This window comes from Flammeovirga pectinis, assembly GCF_003970675.1.
In the GTDB taxonomy this organism is placed as follows: Bacteria; Bacteroidota; Bacteroidia; order Cytophagales; family Flammeovirgaceae; genus Flammeovirga; species Flammeovirga pectinis.
In genome coordinates this window covers 924,843-939,963 of sequence record NZ_CP034562.1, presented here as the reverse complement: position 1 = coordinate 939,963, position 15,121 = coordinate 924,843, and the positions used below count along the sequence as shown (strand labels likewise).

Genomic DNA, 15,121 nt, shown 5'->3' with positions numbered 1-15,121 from the left:
TTGATAGTTGATTATGTACTTGTGTTATTATATATGGTAGTATAAATTTACATCAAAATTATTAAGATAAATAATAATTAAAGGATAATAACAGTATTTTTTACACTTATGTAATTTTTTAATAAAAAAATGGTTGCTATAACTAGTATAACAACCACTCTTAATGTTTAAAATTAAATTATTAAGCAATTGATCTATCTTCAATATTATTTCTAAGATATAATGAAATCTGTTTCATTGCCTCTACATATTCGATCTTACTCCCTTGATCGTCTATAAAAGTTACTCTATCTGTTTCTATCAATTGATTTCTATAAGTAGTCTCAAAATCTACAAAGTCTCTAAACGATAATAAATTATATCCTTTACCAGAAACACGCATAGATACGTACCTTACTTTATGAATTGTTTCTTCATTATAAAATTGCTCTGGCATATTTCTTCCTAAAAGCATTCCTTTTAATTCTTGTTCTGGAGATACTCTCAAACCATAAGTTGCTTTTATAATTTTAAACATAATTACCGAGACAATTACAGTAAATACAACACATACTTCAATACCAATTCCTTGAATTAATAATTGTTCCCATCTTGGAAGGAGTAATAATTCTTCTTTACCAAAAATTGCTACGCTAAGTGTTCCAAATATACCACCAAAACCGTGCACGGGAATTGCTCCTACAGGATCGTCTAATTTAAATACACGTAATATTAAATCATAACCTAAATTATGTATTATACCTGCTATTAAACCAATAATTAAAGCATTAATTGGAGATACTACATTACAACATGCTGTTATTGCTACCAAACCTGTTAACGCACCTCCTGCCATTTTTTCAATAACTTCTGAACGGTCTTGAAAAAAGTAACAAAAGAAAAATGCAGATAAACATGCTCCTGCACCCGCAAGGTTGGTATTTAATATAATGCTAAAAACATCCATTGAGAAAGACAGTGTACTTCCTCCATTAAAGCCCCACCAGCCAATCCAAAGAAGCATTACTCCTAAAATACTGTAAGAATAATCAGAAACTTTAACGGGTAAAACATTTCCTTTAGAGTCAAATCGACCTAATCTTGGACCTACCATTATCATACCTACAATACCTACGGTTGCCCCTACTGTATGCACTACTGTTGAACCTGCAAAGTCCATAAAGCCCATATCTGCCAACCATGCTCCATTATTTGGATAATAAAGATTACCCCAAGCCCAGTGCCCAAAAATTGGGTAAATAATAATTGCAGTTACCATAGAACCAATAAAGTAAGGTACTAAACCTGTTCTACCAGACATTGCTCCAGAAACTATAGTAAGTGCTGTTCCTGCAAATACTAATTGAAATAAGAAAAATACTACACCAGGAATTCCTAATGTACCATGTTCAAAATTGTTTCCTAAAAATAGGTCGGTGTCTATTCCTATAACACCATAATAAGATGTGCCAAACATAAACCCAAAACCTACTAAAAAGAAGCCGACGATACCAGCTACTAAATCTAATAAGTTCTTGCTTCCTACACTGGCACGGTGTTCTTTTTTAACCAATCCCGTTTCTAACGTTTTAAAGCCTGCTTGCATAAAAAAAACCAATACTGCAGATAATAATACCCACAATGTATCCATATTTATGTAAGAAGATGATACTTCTGTCAGTTGTTCCTCAATAGCAATTGAACACAATGGTGCCATAAGGAAGATAGTAATTAAGGTGAAAAATTTAGTCATTTGTTTGTTCTAAATAGATGATAGTAGAAAAGTAATTTCGATGCACACGCTTACAATCGACACACAAATAAAGTAATTATACGTAAATAAAATAAGTAAATTATTGTACTAAAATAAGTTTAAATATATAAATTACTGATTTTGAGCATAAAAAAAATCACGTAGCAATTGATTTACTACGTGATTTATCTTATAAATTTAAAAGAAATTACTTAAAATTACTCTTTCCCATCTACGTAATCTTGTAGATAACTAAATTTCTCTGTCAATTTTTTATTATCTGTAATTGTTGCTCCACTTACTACACCTTTATTTGTAACAAATAGATCTTCTAATACATTATCAATCATCTGACGTCCAAATGATTCTGAAGCATCTCTTGGTAATTCGTTTGGTAAATTATCAACAGCCATTACTGTAATATTTTTATCACTAGACAGTGCTTCTTCTACTTTCCCTGTTACTGGATTATAATCGTATAAAGGATCTACAATTGTAGAAGGTTGTAATGTAGAAGGAATAGAACCTTCAATATCACAAGTTACATCTGCAATTACTTCAATTTTAAAATCATCTTTTAAAATATCTTCTCTCGTAAATAATACTGGTGCTGCAGGATGCCAGAATGCGCCTGCTACTAACATATTAGATACCGGAATAAAATCAGTAAATGTAGATTTGAAATCTCCAGGATTAGCAAAGAAATCTTTAATTTCAAAAGCAGAACCATCTTTCTTAGCATGGTAATCTTTTGATCTTAATTGTACAAACACTGGGTAATCAAATGTTTGATTTAAATAATCTTCTTTGCTTACTTTTTTAACTCCTGCTGCTAAAAGTGTTTCAACCGCTCCGTTAGAAACACGACCACTACCTGTTAATACAATTTTAAAATCAGAAGGTAATATTACTTTTTTACATTCAATCCACAATTCATTTAAATCATGACATAAATGAGCTGGTTTTAAATCAAATGATTTGTGACGTTTACCGTAAGCTAATAAACCATTGTAAGCACCAACTAAACCTGCAAAACGACCAAAAGCAATAACTCTTGAACCATCTTCTTTAGTAAGTACTTCGTAATCTGCAATTGATATATTATTATCAAGAATCGCATTTAACAATTCTCTATTATATGGCTGCTTTTTGATTGTATGCGAAAAGAAGAAATATTTTTTATTAGGCACCAATTCTTTAATCGGCACTTCTTTAATACCTAATAAGATATCGCAATCTTCTACACTATCAACCACGGCAATACCCAACTCTTCATATTCTTTATCTTCGTAGCAACGAATAGGGCTTTTTTGAACGTAAATTTCTACCTCTGGGTATTTTTCTAGAACTTCTTCACATTGAGCAGGTGTTAATGCAACTCTTTTATCCTGAGGAACTTTCCCCTCTTTGATAATTCCAACTTTCATGATTTATATGGTTTAAATAGTGATGGATTTTCGTTTAGTATAAAGGTAATTTCTGTAGTAAAGGTTCAATAATCATCTTATAGTACAGAAATACATAGTATGGTTTCTTAAATCATGTAAAATGATAAGTGTTTCGTCACTTTACAAACAAGTAATTTTCTGCGAAGATGCTAATTTTTGATTAGTAAGCCAATTTTTTTTATAATTCAGGAATGTACTTATCAACATATCCTTGCAAACCAATTTTAGACCCCACACCGGTAGGTATAAAACGCCATCCATCATCTTCTCTTCTCATTTTTGCAAATTCAACCTCGGTATCATCTCCATAATCGGCATCAAGATCAAAATTTAAGATTTCCTTGCTATCCTTTAAATTAACCACTCTTATGTATGCCTCTTCTAAGTTACCAAAATTATGTCGTCTATTTTGGGCATCGTAAATACTAACTACAAACACCAATTCTTTAACCGATGGAGAGATATAAGGTAAATTCAATAAAATTTCTTCATCATCGCCTTCAGCATCACCTACTCTATTATCACCTTTATGTTTTACCATACCATCTGGTGATTCTAAATTATTATAAAAAACGAAGTATTCATCACTCGGTAATTTTCCATCTTCGCCTAATAAAAATACCGAAGCATCTAAATCTAAATGCCCCCCTTTTCTTAATTCCCAACCTAAACCTATTTTAATTTTATCAAGTTTAACGTCAGAAACTTCTCTTAAACGAACTCCTTTACCTTTTCTAATGATACTCGTTGCCATAAAAATTTTTCTATTTATTTAGCGTGATCTTTCTTATTTTGCAATTACATAACAAAAAAACAACCAATTCAGACAATACTACTCAACACATATGATAAGCTTTTGGGAAAATGACAGTTTTACAAATTACAACTTAATTGTTGTTGGAAGTGGAATTGTAGGCTTGACTACTGCAATAGAATATAAAGAAAAACACCCTAACAACCGTGTTTTAATTGTAGAAAAGGGAACATTACCTTCTGGAGCTAGCACAAAAAATGCTGGCTTTGCCTGTTTTGGTAGTCTTACAGAAATCTGTGACGACTTAAAAAACATGCCCAAAGAAGAAGTAATATCTATTGTAGAAAAAAGATTTAAGGGGTTAAATAACCTTAGAATTAAACTAGGAGACGATGCACTAGATTTTAAACAGCTAGGTGGTTACGAACTTATCACAGAAGAACAAGCACATTACGTTACTCGAATGGAAGAGATTAACGCTTTACTCTATCCTATCTTTAACGACAACGTTTTTTCTGACCGTTCTGATGATATTGGTACATTTGGCTTTAATAAGGATAAGGTACAGAAATTACTATTTAATAAGTTTGAAGGACAAATTCACACCGGTAAAATGATGTCTGCTTTGCTTAAAATAGCAAGGCAATTAGATATAGAGATTATAACGGGTACTAAAATAGAAGAATTCTACGACCTTGGTGATAAGGTTATTTGTTCTAGCTATAATAATAGAGCAAAGATAGATTTCTATGCCAATAAATGTTGTATATGTGTAAACGCTTTCACACAACAACTACTCCCTCAACTAGAAGTAACTCCAGGCAGAGGACAAGTTTTAATTACACATCCCATTAAAAACCTTCCTTTTAAAGGTACTTTCCATATGGATAGAGGTTATTATTATTTTAGAAATTACGGTGATAGAGTTATAATTGGCGGAGGTAGACATTTAGACTACGATGGAGAAACAACTACAGAGTTAAAAACCACCAAACCAATTATAGAAAACTTAATATCTATTTTAAATACTACAATTTTACCCAATACTCCATACAAAATTGATACTAAATGGGCAGGAATAATGGCTTTTGGAGATAAAAAGACGCCAATAATTAAGTTACTTTCTGATAGGATTGCTATTGGAGTTAGAATGGGAGGAATGGGTGTAGCTATTGGATCACAGGTTGGTATTGAACTTGCACATATCGTATCAAATTTAGAACACCAAGACCAATAAAACTTTTTCAATTACAGGTAGTTGGAATTATTATAGTGATCTATATCACCAAAACTTCTGTATTTTAAAAAATTATAATGCATATTGCAGCCAAATAGGTACAGATCAAAAATGATCACTTTTTAATACTAAAAAAACGTAACATCTAACAAATCATGGATTTACTTCTTATACACAGAATTATTGTTTCAACATTCTTATTAATATATCTAGTAAAAGCTGTATTAATGTTTGTAGGGAAAGATGCTTTTCAAAAATTTGCAAAAGTAATCAAGGTTCCTGAAATGATTATCTCTCTTTTGTTTTTAGTAACTGGAGGATATTTATTAACAGTAATGCCTGTTTATACTCCTTTATTAGGAATTAAATTCGCATTAGTTGTAGCATCTATTCCTTTAGCTGTTATCGCAACAAAAAAATACAATAAGATCCTTATGGTTCTTTCTGTTTTATGTTTAGTTATGGCATACGGAATGGCTGAAATGCACCGTGCTAAAGCTAAAAAAATTATGACAGGTGGAACTGAGAACATATCAGCTGTACATAATGGCAAAGAATTATTTACTAAGAAATGTTCACAATGTCATGGTATTAATGGAGATGCACAAAAAAGTAATGCTCCAAAATTATCAGAAAGTAAGCTTGACAAAGACGGAATTGAGCATATTGTACGTAATGGTAAAGGTGTAATGTTTAAATTTAGTGAGAACGATTTATCCAAAGAGCAACTTAATGCCGTAGCAGATTATGTTATCAAACTAAGAAATTAAGAAAAACTTATTGCAAAATTGATTGTAATAAGTATCTTTGTGTCAACATCACGAAAAGCATCTAGAAGGGAGCAAATTTAGCTCCCTTTTTTGTTTGCTTTTTTTTAAGGGATGCAGAAAATGATTAATTATACTTAACTGATTTTCAATCAAATAATAAATTAATTACTTTCACACTTTGATGAAGGAATTTTAGATTTTCTCATCAAAACCTAATTGTTTTCAAATTTGAAGCTGAAAAGTGTATGGAATTAGCCGCACAGATAAAAAAAATCGTTGAGCAACATTTACCGGATGAATCCTTATATGTTGTAAAAGTAGATGCAAAAGGTGCTCGTCGTTTAAAAGTTTTAATAATTTTAGATGGCGACAACGGGGTCACTATTGAGCAAGTAACTAAAGTATCAAGAGAAGTAGGACACGAACTTGATGAAAGAGACTTGATTAAAGACGACGAATATCAATTTGAAGTAACTTCGGCTGGTATTGGTGAACCGCTAGAGTTACATAGACAATATGTCAAAAATGTAGACCGTAAAATTACTGTTACGAGAAACAATGAGACAAAATTCACTGGTACTTTGAAAGAAGTAAAAGAAGAAAGCATTTTAATAGATGCTGAAATTACAGAAAAAGGAAAAAAGAAGGTAACAATTAAAGAGATGGAAATTCCATTCAACGACATTGATAACACTGTAGTTGAAGTTTCTTTCAAATAATTAAAACCCTATAAAAATAAAACAAAACAGTTGCAGATATGAACAGCATGGAACTCATCGAATCGTTTAAGGAATTTGCCAAAATGAAAGGCATTGACCGTCCTACAATGATTAAAATATTGGAGGATGTTTTTAAAACAATGATTCGTAAACAATATGGTGACGACGCTACATTTGACGTAATTATTAACGTTGATGCTGGTGACTTGGAAATTTGGAGATACCGTCAAATTGTTGCAGATGATGCAGAAGAATTTGATGCTCAAACTCAAATCCATTTAACTGACGCTAAAAAAATCGAAGAAGATTTTGAAGTAGATGAAGAAGTTGCTGAAGCTGTAGAAATTGATTTCTTTGGTAGAAGAATGGTACAAACTGCTCGTCAGACACTTATTCAAAAAGTGAAAGACTTGGAGAAAAAAGTACTTTTCGATCAATACAAAGAACGTGTTGGAGAATTAATCATGGGTGAAGTTTACCAAACTTTAGGTCGTGAGTTAATCATAATGGACCAAGACGACAACGAACTTTCTTTACCAAGAACTGAAATGATCTCTAAAGATCGTTACAGAAAAGGTGATCACGTCCGTGCCGTAATTGATAGAGTAGAAATGAATAACAACAATCCTAAGATTGTTTTATCCCGTACTTCTCCGCTATTCTTACGTCTTCTTTTTGAACAAGAAGTTCCAGAAATTTTTGATGGTTTAATCGCAATCAAAAATATCGTTCGTGAACCAGGTGAAAGAGCAAAAGTTTCTGTTGAATCTTTTGATGATCGTATCGACCCTGTTGGTGCTTGTGTAGGTATGAGAGGATCACGTATCCACTCTATTGTACGTGAATTACAAAACGAGAACATTGATGTAATTAACTTTACAGAAAATCTTGACCTATTAATAAGACGTTCTTTAAGCCCTGCTCACATTAATACAGTTAAAATTAATGAAGAAGAAAAACGTGTTGAAGTAGTTTTACCTAAAGACCAAGTTTCTTTGGCAATTGGTAAAGGTGGCCAAAACATTAAATTAGCTTCTATGTTAGTTGGATACGAAATTGATGTATTCAGAGAGTTACAAGAACACGAAGTTGAAGATTTCGATATCGACTTAATGGAATTCAATGATGTATTCGATGATTGGATGCTATTAGAATTGAAAAACATTGGTTTAGATACTGCTAAAGCTGTTCTTGATCATGAAGTAAATGAATTAGTTACAAGAACAGATCTTGAAGAAGAAATGGTGCTTGCAATTATGCATACGCTTCGTAAAGAATTTGAAGAAGATAACTCTCCTAAAAACCAACCTCAAGAAAACAACGACGATGAAGAAATCGAAGTAGATTATTCTGGAGATATGGATGATGAGGATTTTGAAACTCCTACTTCTACAGCAGCTCCAGCAACGGAACCTGCAGCAGAAGCAGAAACAACAGTTGTAGTTGAAGGCATAGACCTTGGCAACTTTGCTTCTGATATTGAAGAATGGATCATTGACGAATTCAAGCAAGTTGGACTTACTACTGTAGAATCGGTTCTTGCTATTACAAGAGAAGAAGTTATTGAAAAAACAGACTTAGAAGACGAAACTGTTGATGAAGTTCTTCAGGTAATTAAGAAATAAGTTCAGTTTTTATATTATGAATACTTCCAAATAGAAGATTTATAATTGAAATAATTGTAATAATATTGGGAGGTCATAAATTTTATGACCTCCTTTTTTGTTATAAAAAGAAGAAAAGCAATCAAAATAATTGTAAACAACTTGCGTTTAAGCACTCATTTTTGAAGAATAACAATAATAAGTGCAAAAAGGTAGACATCTATTACAATTAAATTTAAGTTTTATGAAACAAACTTATATCTTTGCACTCTAGGAGTGTTCACGTGTATGGGTTCGTCATTGAATTGCTCCTTAAAGCACTTCGCTTATAATTTGATTGCTGTGAAGCAATAATTACGAACAAAGTATTACGAAAAGGAATATATGGCAGATCAAAAAATGATCAGAATAGGTCAAGCGGCCAAAAAATTAAACGTTGGACACTCAACGCTAGTCGAGCAATTGAAGAAGAAGAATATCGATATCGAGTCTTCATCTCCAAATGCTAAGATTACGCAGGAGCATTTCGAAATGCTTAAGAAGATGAATGCTAAATCTATGCAAGAGAAAGCAGAAGCATCTCAGATCTCAATTTCTTCTCAAGTAGGAAATACTGTGATTGAATCTAAGAAAAAGAAAGGTCCAAAAACAGAGAACAAAGAGGACGATCATCTGATCATTAAGAATTCTGCTCCATCTGAAAAAGCCTCTTCGAATCCTAAGAAAGAAAAACCTGCAGAGCCAAAACCTGAGCCAGAAGCATATAGCGGACGTCCAGGTTTAAAAGTCGTTGGTAAAATGGATCTTGAAACTCCTAAAAAAGTTGAAAAGAAACCAGCAGCTAAAAAAGCTCCTGTTAAAGATAAACCAGCTCCTGCCCCTAAGGTAGAAGCGGAAAAACCTGCTGTTAAAGCGGAAAAACCAAAAGTAGAAGCTAAGAAACCGGTTCAAAAAGAAGAACCTAAAGCTTCTCCTGCGAAAGCAACAAAAGCTCAGGAAACTAAGCCAGAGCAACCAAAGCAAGAAGTGAAGAAACAAGAAAACAAAGGAAAGCCTGCTCAGAAGGTTGAGAAGGCTAATAAGCCAAAAGAGGCTACTACCGAGGCAAAAGCGCCAGCCCCTACTAATGAGGCTACAGCAGGTGAAAACAAAGCAGCTATTAGTGCAAAAGCTGACGAATTGAAAGGACTTACTGTTGTTGGTAAGGTAGATCTTTCATCTTTTGAGAACCGTCGTAAGAAAAAACCAAAACCGGTTGCTTCTTCTGATGATAAAAATGCTCAAAAGAAACGTAAGAGAAAACGTGTTCCTGTAGGAAACTCTGACGGAAAAGGACCTCAAGGTCAACAAGGTCAAGGTGGAAACCGACAAGGTGGTCAAGGACAAGGTCAAGGTGGCGGTAATCGTCAAGGTGGTCAAGGTCAAGGCGGAAACCGACAAGGTGGACAAGGACAAGGTGGAAATCGTGGACCAGGTCAAGGACAAGGTGGAAACCGTGGACCAGGACAAGGACAAGGTGGAAATCGTGGACCAGGTCAAGGACAAGGTGGAAATCGTGGACCGGGACAAGGAAACCGTGGACCAGGTCAAGGTAATAGAGGACCAGGACAAGGTGGACAGGGTCAAGGACAAGGTTCTGGAGAAAAGACATTCCGTAACGCAGATGCTCAATCGAGCAGAACTGGTACCAATAAGAAAAAAGTTGGTGGAGGAGTAGCTAAGAAAGGGAAGGTATCTGAAAAGGATATCCAATCTGGAATGAAACGTGCAAACTCTCAATTAAACCAATCAGGTTTTAAATCTACTCGTGGCAAACATAAGCAAGCTAAACGTAGTAAGCGTGAAGCTGAAAACGAAGCACGTTTACAAAAAGAGGCAGCAGAACAACACATCATTACAGTTACTGAATTCATTTCTACAAATGATTTAGCAACAATGATGGATATTGGTGTAAGTGATATTATTATGACTTGCATGAATAACGGTATGTTTATCTCTATAAACCAACGTTTAGATAAAGAAACAATTGAGTTAATTACTACTGAGTTTAACTTTGAGGCTAAATTTACTTCTGCTGAAGAAGAAATTGATGCTCCTCTTGAAAAAGAAGACAAGCCTGAAGATTTACAAGATAGAGCTCCAATTGTAACAATCATGGGTCACGTTGACCACGGTAAAACATCATTACTTGATTATATCCGTAACGAAAACGTAGCTGATGGTGAAGCAGGTGGTATCACGCAGCACATTGGTGCATATGACGTGACTACTAAATCTGGTAAACGTATCGCATTCTTAGATACACCGGGTCACGAAGCATTTACAGCAATGCGTGCCCGTGGTGCTAAAGTTACCGATGTTGTAATTATTGTAATTGCAGCAGACGATAATGTGATGCCGCAAACAAAAGAAGCAATCAATCACTCACTTTCTGCGGAAGTGCCGATTGTAATTGCAATTAACAAGGTTGATAAACCAAATGCGAACGTTGATAATATTAAAAATCAATTATCGCAAATGAATATTCTTGTTGAAGATTGGGGTGGTAAATATCAAGTATTTGAAATTTCTGCCAAATCTGGACAAGGTATCGACGACTTATTAGAAGGTGTAATCTTAGAATCTGAAGTATTAGAACTTAAGGCTAACCCTAACAAGAACGCTGCTGGTACAATTGTAGAAGCATCTCTTGATAAAGGTCGTGGTTACTTAGCAACAGTATTAGTACAAAATGGTACTATGCGTGTTGGTGATGTAATGCTTGCAGGTGGATATTATGGTAAAGTGAAAGCAATGCTTGACCATAGAGGACACAGATTGAAAGTAGCTCCACCTTCTACTCCTGTTCAGGTGTTAGGTTTAAGTGGTGCTCCTCAAGCAGGTGATAAGTTAAACGTTCTTGATTCTGAACGTGAAGCTAGAGAAATTGCAAACAGACGTGAGCAATTAGCTAGAGAGCAAAGTTTAAGAGCTTCTCAACGTCCTAACCTTGATCTATTCAAGCGTTTAGCACAAGGAGAACTTCGTCAGTTGAACTTAATTATCAAAGGTGATGTGGATGGTTCTGTTGAAGCACTATCTGATTCATTATTGAAATTATCTAACGATGAAGTAGAAGTTAGAATTATCCATAAAGCAGTTGGAGCCTTGACTGAGTCAGATATCCTATTAGCTGCAGCGGATAAGGAAAACCCTACATTAATCATTGGTTTCCAAGTTCGTCCTACGAAGAATGCAAGAATACTTGCTGAGAAAGAAGGTATCGAGGTACGTCATTACTCAGTAATCTACAATGCTATTGACGATGTTAAAGACGCTATGGAAGGTCTATTAGATCCGGACTTAGAAGAGAAAATCGTTGGTAATGTTGAAGTTCGTGATGTATTCAAAATCACTAAAGTTGGTACGGTTGCAGGTTGTTACGTTACTGATGGTTACATCAAACGTAGCTCGAAAATCCGTATTATCCGCGACGGCGTAGTAGTTTACGGCGGTAGCGACGGTGGTTCTGTTGGTGCACTGAAACGTTTCAAAGACGATGTAGCTGAAGTTAAATTCGGTTATGAATGTGGTTTGAGTATCGAAAAGTACTCTGACATTAAAGTTGGTGACGTTATCGAAGCATTCGAAGTAACAGAAACTAAACGTAAATTAAAAAGCAATAACAACTAGTATTGCTTTCTAAAATATACTAAAGCCACTATTTAACGATAGTGGCTTTTTTTGTGCTCATTTTTTCACAGCACATCAACTTTATATTCAAACGATGAATCAATTATTACTTGATAAGTACTAAGCCAAAAATAAATCATAATTAATTCTTAAATATTTTTTGTGAGTACAACGCTAAAAAACGTATAAATAGTGGTTCTATTTAAAGTTTTTAAAAGGCTGTAATCAGAAAAAATAATAGGAATTACTGTTATATAATTTTGTCTTTGTACTTAGACACTTTAATCTATAAATCATTTATACTATCCTTTGTACTTCAATTGTTCTATAGGAATTCACTAGGGTTATGGATATAGTAATGATAAAGCTTAATAAGTTATACATCAATGTAAAATTTGAACATAAAAAAAGCTACCAAATAATTTGATAGCTTTTAGAATAAGGTTTTCTATACTGCTAATTAATAATCAACTGAGTTGTGTAAGCACCTTGTTGGCCTACTACTCGTATAGCATAAATCCCTTTTGATAGATGAGGCAAAACTATTTTATTCTGTTTAACCTCTGTGTATTCAATAATCAATCTACCTTGTAGATCAAATAAAGACACATCGCTCACACTACTACCGTATATTGTTAATGTCTGATTCGATTTTGATGGATTTGGAGCAATAACATATTTAGTTGCTACAAAACCGTCGGCAGACAATGGAATATCATCAATGCAACCACATGAATTATCTGTAGATATTTGCTCGTTGCTTTGGCTCTCTGTATTAAATGTAAAATCTGATATTTCTATACCACCTCTCATTGCAGCAGAAAAGCCATAATTTATATACAACTTAATACCTCCAACTCTACTTAAATTAAGTTCATTAGGGTCAAAAGAATAAGTATATCTCCAAATATTGCAATCAACCTGCATAGCATCAGATCTAATTCTAAAATTATCTCCACTAATATCATCCCCGCTTTCATTGGATAAATCAACTCGCATTTGATCAGGGAACAGCCCCTCTTTGAATTTTAAATCAATAGTAAAATTAGTATGACCATTTAAATCTAAAATCTCATCAAAAGAATAATAGATATATGGATTTGTTGCAGGATCATCCACATCAAATAACACACAACTTACTGTATCACTTCCATTTAAAGAAAATGTACCTTCAAAATTTTCCGGTACACTCCACAGTAAATCTCCATTTGCAGTTACTGGTTCAAAAGATACTTGAGGTGTAGAAGGCATTCCTTGAATTACTTTTACATTAAATGTAGAAGTATATGTATCGCAATTACCCACTACAACAGCTTTTATATCTCCACTCTCTGCAGTATCAGACCAAGCTACAGTAATTGTATTAGTAGATTGTCCGCTTACAATAGATGCACCATTGGGCACTTCCCAAGTAACAACACCATTTACACCATCTACAGAATAAGTTTCTGTTGTAGATTTATCAGCAAAAGAGGCTCCACTAATAGACATCTGAGGAGTTGTATTCTGATAAACTCTCACATAATCTACTTCCATTGATGCAGGAAGAGCTGTATCATCAGTAGGACCGCCAGCAGCACCCCAATTACCTCCCATTGCAATATTTAGGAGTAAATGAAATTGTTTATCAAAAGGCCACTCTTTGTAAGTTCCGTGTTTTGTGAATGTAAAATAGTTTGTATCATCAACATACAACTTAATTTTATTCTCATCCCATTCTAAAATATAATCATGGAAGTTAGAAGTAGCATCACTTACATCTATGTGTTTACCTACTTGCGTATTAATAGAGTGATGGTAAGATTCTGTATGTACCGTACCATGCACAACATTAGGATCATACCCTACATGTTCCATAATATCAATTTCACCACTTGCAGGCCATCCACCATATTCCCAATCTGTAGATAACATCCATATTGCAGGCCATGTACCCTGCCCTGTTGGTAATTTTGCTCTTACCACAATTTTACCGTACAACCAATCTCCTTTACCTTTAGAAACCAATCGTGCCGAAGTATAATATTTGCCTTTATAATTCTCTTTTCTAGCAGTAATTTTTAGTTTACCACTCGCTACTTGAGCGTTAGTTAAACGATCTGTATAATATTGATCTTCGTTATTACCCCAGCCATCTCCACCAGTATCATACCCCCACTTTTCAGCATCAGGTGCTCCAGAGTAGTTAAATTCATCAGACCATACCATTTCATAGCAATCATCTTGACCAAAAATGGTAAATGGTAATAAAGTAAGTAAAGTTAAAAGTAAGTTTTTCATAGCGTAGCTTAATTATTTCTGATATACTCTAACATAATCAATATAAAGTGTCTGAGGCCAGATTTTTTCATCTATACCTTTAAGTCCTCCCCACATTCCACCTACAGCAAGGTTAAGAATCATGTGGAATCTTTGATCATAAGGCCATTCTTTATATGTATTGTGTTCGTTTTTAAAAGTGAAGTATTTCTGATTATCTACAAAGACACTGTATTCTTCTGGACCCCACTCTACAATGTATTCGTGGTATTCACTTTCAGCATCTTTAATAGCAATTGACTTTGTTTTATTAGTTCCTATCGAATGATGATAAGAAGTAGTATGTGCTGATGCATAAATACTGTCTTTCTCATAACCAACATGTTCCATAATATCAATTTCACCACTATTAGGCCATTTACCATATTTCCAATCGGTTGGTAACATCCATATTGCAGGCCAAGTACCTCTACCTGATGGTAATTTTGCTCTAATTACAAATTTACCGTACAACCAATCTCCTTTATTTTGAGAGACTAATCTAGTAGATGTATAATCAAATGTTTTATTTGAAACTGGATCATTATATTTTTCTTTAATGGCAGTAATTTCTAAGACTCCATCACGTATTTGTACGTTTTGCGGTCTACTTGATGTATATGCTTGCAGTTCATTATTACCCCATTGCCAATTATTTCCTTCCACATCATAACTCCATTTTGTTGTATCAGGCATTCCTTCTACATCAAACTCATCAGACCATACCAATTGGTATTTCCCCGATGTATCTTGTATTACATTGTTTACTGCTTTAGTTTTTTGTTTTGACGTACAACCAATAAAAAATAAGGCTGTAATAGCTAGTAGTAATATTCTTTTCATAGTATCAATTTAAAAACAAAAAAGAGGAAGTTCATTACGAGACC

Annotated in this window: 9 protein-coding genes and 1 pseudogene; 5 read left to right on the top strand and 5 right to left on the bottom strand. The window is 33.9% G+C overall.

What is annotated here, in order from left to right; translation table 11 throughout:
• Window positions 1-181 precede the first annotated feature (181 nt).
• The 3 genes from EI427_RS03885 to EI427_RS03875 form a co-directional block, all read right to left on the bottom strand.
• Window positions 182-1,732 (bottom strand): ammonium transporter, encoded by a 1,551-nt coding sequence (locus tag EI427_RS03885; RefSeq protein WP_126611824.1) that lies wholly within the window; start codon window positions 1,730-1,732, stop codon window positions 182-184.
• Window positions 1,733-1,950: 218 nt separating this feature from the next.
• Window positions 1,951-3,159, bottom strand: a complete 1,209-nt coding sequence (locus tag EI427_RS03880) for an NAD(P)-dependent oxidoreductase (protein ID WP_126611822.1) — start codon at window positions 3,157-3,159, stop codon at window positions 1,951-1,953.
• A gap of 199 nt (window positions 3,160-3,358) precedes the next feature.
• On the bottom strand, window positions 3,359-3,934 hold the full coding sequence (locus tag EI427_RS03875) for a TerD family protein (RefSeq protein WP_126611820.1): 576 nt from the start codon (window positions 3,932-3,934) through the stop codon (window positions 3,359-3,361).
• Window positions 3,935-4,025: 91 nt separating this feature from the next.
• Between EI427_RS03875 and EI427_RS03870 the strand changes: the two genes are divergently transcribed.
• The 5 genes and pseudogenes from EI427_RS03870 (at window position 4,026) to infB (ending at window position 11,936) form a co-directional block, all read left to right on the top strand.
• On the top strand, window positions 4,026-5,171 hold the full coding sequence (locus EI427_RS03870; RefSeq protein WP_126611818.1) for an NAD(P)/FAD-dependent oxidoreductase: 1,146 nt from the start codon (window positions 4,026-4,028) through the stop codon (window positions 5,169-5,171).
• Window positions 5,172-5,326: 155 nt separating this feature from the next.
• Complete coding sequence (locus tag EI427_RS03865) at window positions 5,327-5,941, top strand: c-type cytochrome (RefSeq protein ID WP_126611816.1); 615 nt, start codon at window positions 5,327-5,329, stop codon at window positions 5,939-5,941.
• Between the two features lie 245 nt (window positions 5,942-6,186).
• The gene (locus EI427_RS03860; protein WP_126611814.1) at window positions 6,187-6,660 is read left to right on the top strand and encodes a ribosome maturation factor RimP; all 474 of its coding nucleotides are present in this window, start codon (window positions 6,187-6,189) and stop codon (window positions 6,658-6,660) included.
• Between the two features lie 38 nt (window positions 6,661-6,698).
• A pseudogene (gene nusA, locus EI427_RS03855) lies at window positions 6,699-7,943 on the top strand (transcription termination factor NusA); the annotation flags it as partial.
• Between the two features lie 705 nt (window positions 7,944-8,648).
• Window positions 8,649-11,936, top strand: coding sequence for a translation initiation factor IF-2 (gene infB / locus EI427_RS03850; RefSeq protein WP_126611810.1), 3,288 nt, complete (start codon window positions 8,649-8,651; stop codon window positions 11,934-11,936).
• 456 nt (window positions 11,937-12,392) lie between these two features.
• Here the strand turns inward: infB and EI427_RS26050 are convergent, their stop codons facing one another.
• Window positions 12,393-14,216, bottom strand: coding sequence for a family 16 glycosylhydrolase (locus EI427_RS26050; protein ID WP_170178387.1), 1,824 nt, complete (start codon window positions 14,214-14,216; stop codon window positions 12,393-12,395).
• A 12-nt stretch (window positions 14,217-14,228) separates the two neighbouring features.
• Window positions 14,229-15,077, bottom strand: a complete 849-nt coding sequence (locus tag EI427_RS03840) for a glycoside hydrolase family 16 protein (RefSeq protein WP_126611808.1) — start codon at window positions 15,075-15,077, stop codon at window positions 14,229-14,231.
• Window positions 15,078-15,121: the final 44 nt, after the last annotated feature.

What these genes read in the sequence shown, in the direction of transcription:
- EI427_RS03885 (WP_126611824.1), bottom strand. Translation starts at nt 1,732, where the DNA reads ATGACTAAATTTTTCACCTTAATTACTATCTTCCTTATGGCACCATTG.
- EI427_RS03880 (WP_126611822.1), bottom strand. Translation starts at nt 3,159, where the DNA reads ATGAAAGTTGGAATTATCAAAGAGGGGAAAGTTCCTCAGGATAAAAGA.
- EI427_RS03875 (WP_126611820.1), bottom strand. Translation starts at nt 3,934, where the DNA reads ATGGCAACGAGTATCATTAGAAAAGGTAAAGGAGTTCGTTTAAGAGAA.
- EI427_RS03870 (WP_126611818.1), top strand. Translation starts at nt 4,026, where the DNA reads ATGATAAGCTTTTGGGAAAATGACAGTTTTACAAATTACAACTTAATT.
- EI427_RS03865 (WP_126611816.1), top strand. Translation starts at nt 5,327, where the DNA reads ATGGATTTACTTCTTATACACAGAATTATTGTTTCAACATTCTTATTA.
- EI427_RS03860 (WP_126611814.1), top strand. Translation starts at nt 6,187, where the DNA reads ATGGAATTAGCCGCACAGATAAAAAAAATCGTTGAGCAACATTTACCG.
- infB (WP_126611810.1), top strand. Translation starts at nt 8,649, where the DNA reads ATGGCAGATCAAAAAATGATCAGAATAGGTCAAGCGGCCAAAAAATTA.
- EI427_RS26050 (WP_170178387.1), bottom strand. Translation starts at nt 14,216, where the DNA reads ATGAAAAACTTACTTTTAACTTTACTTACTTTATTACCATTTACCATT.
- EI427_RS03840 (WP_126611808.1), bottom strand. Translation starts at nt 15,077, where the DNA reads ATGAAAAGAATATTACTACTAGCTATTACAGCCTTATTTTTTATTGGT.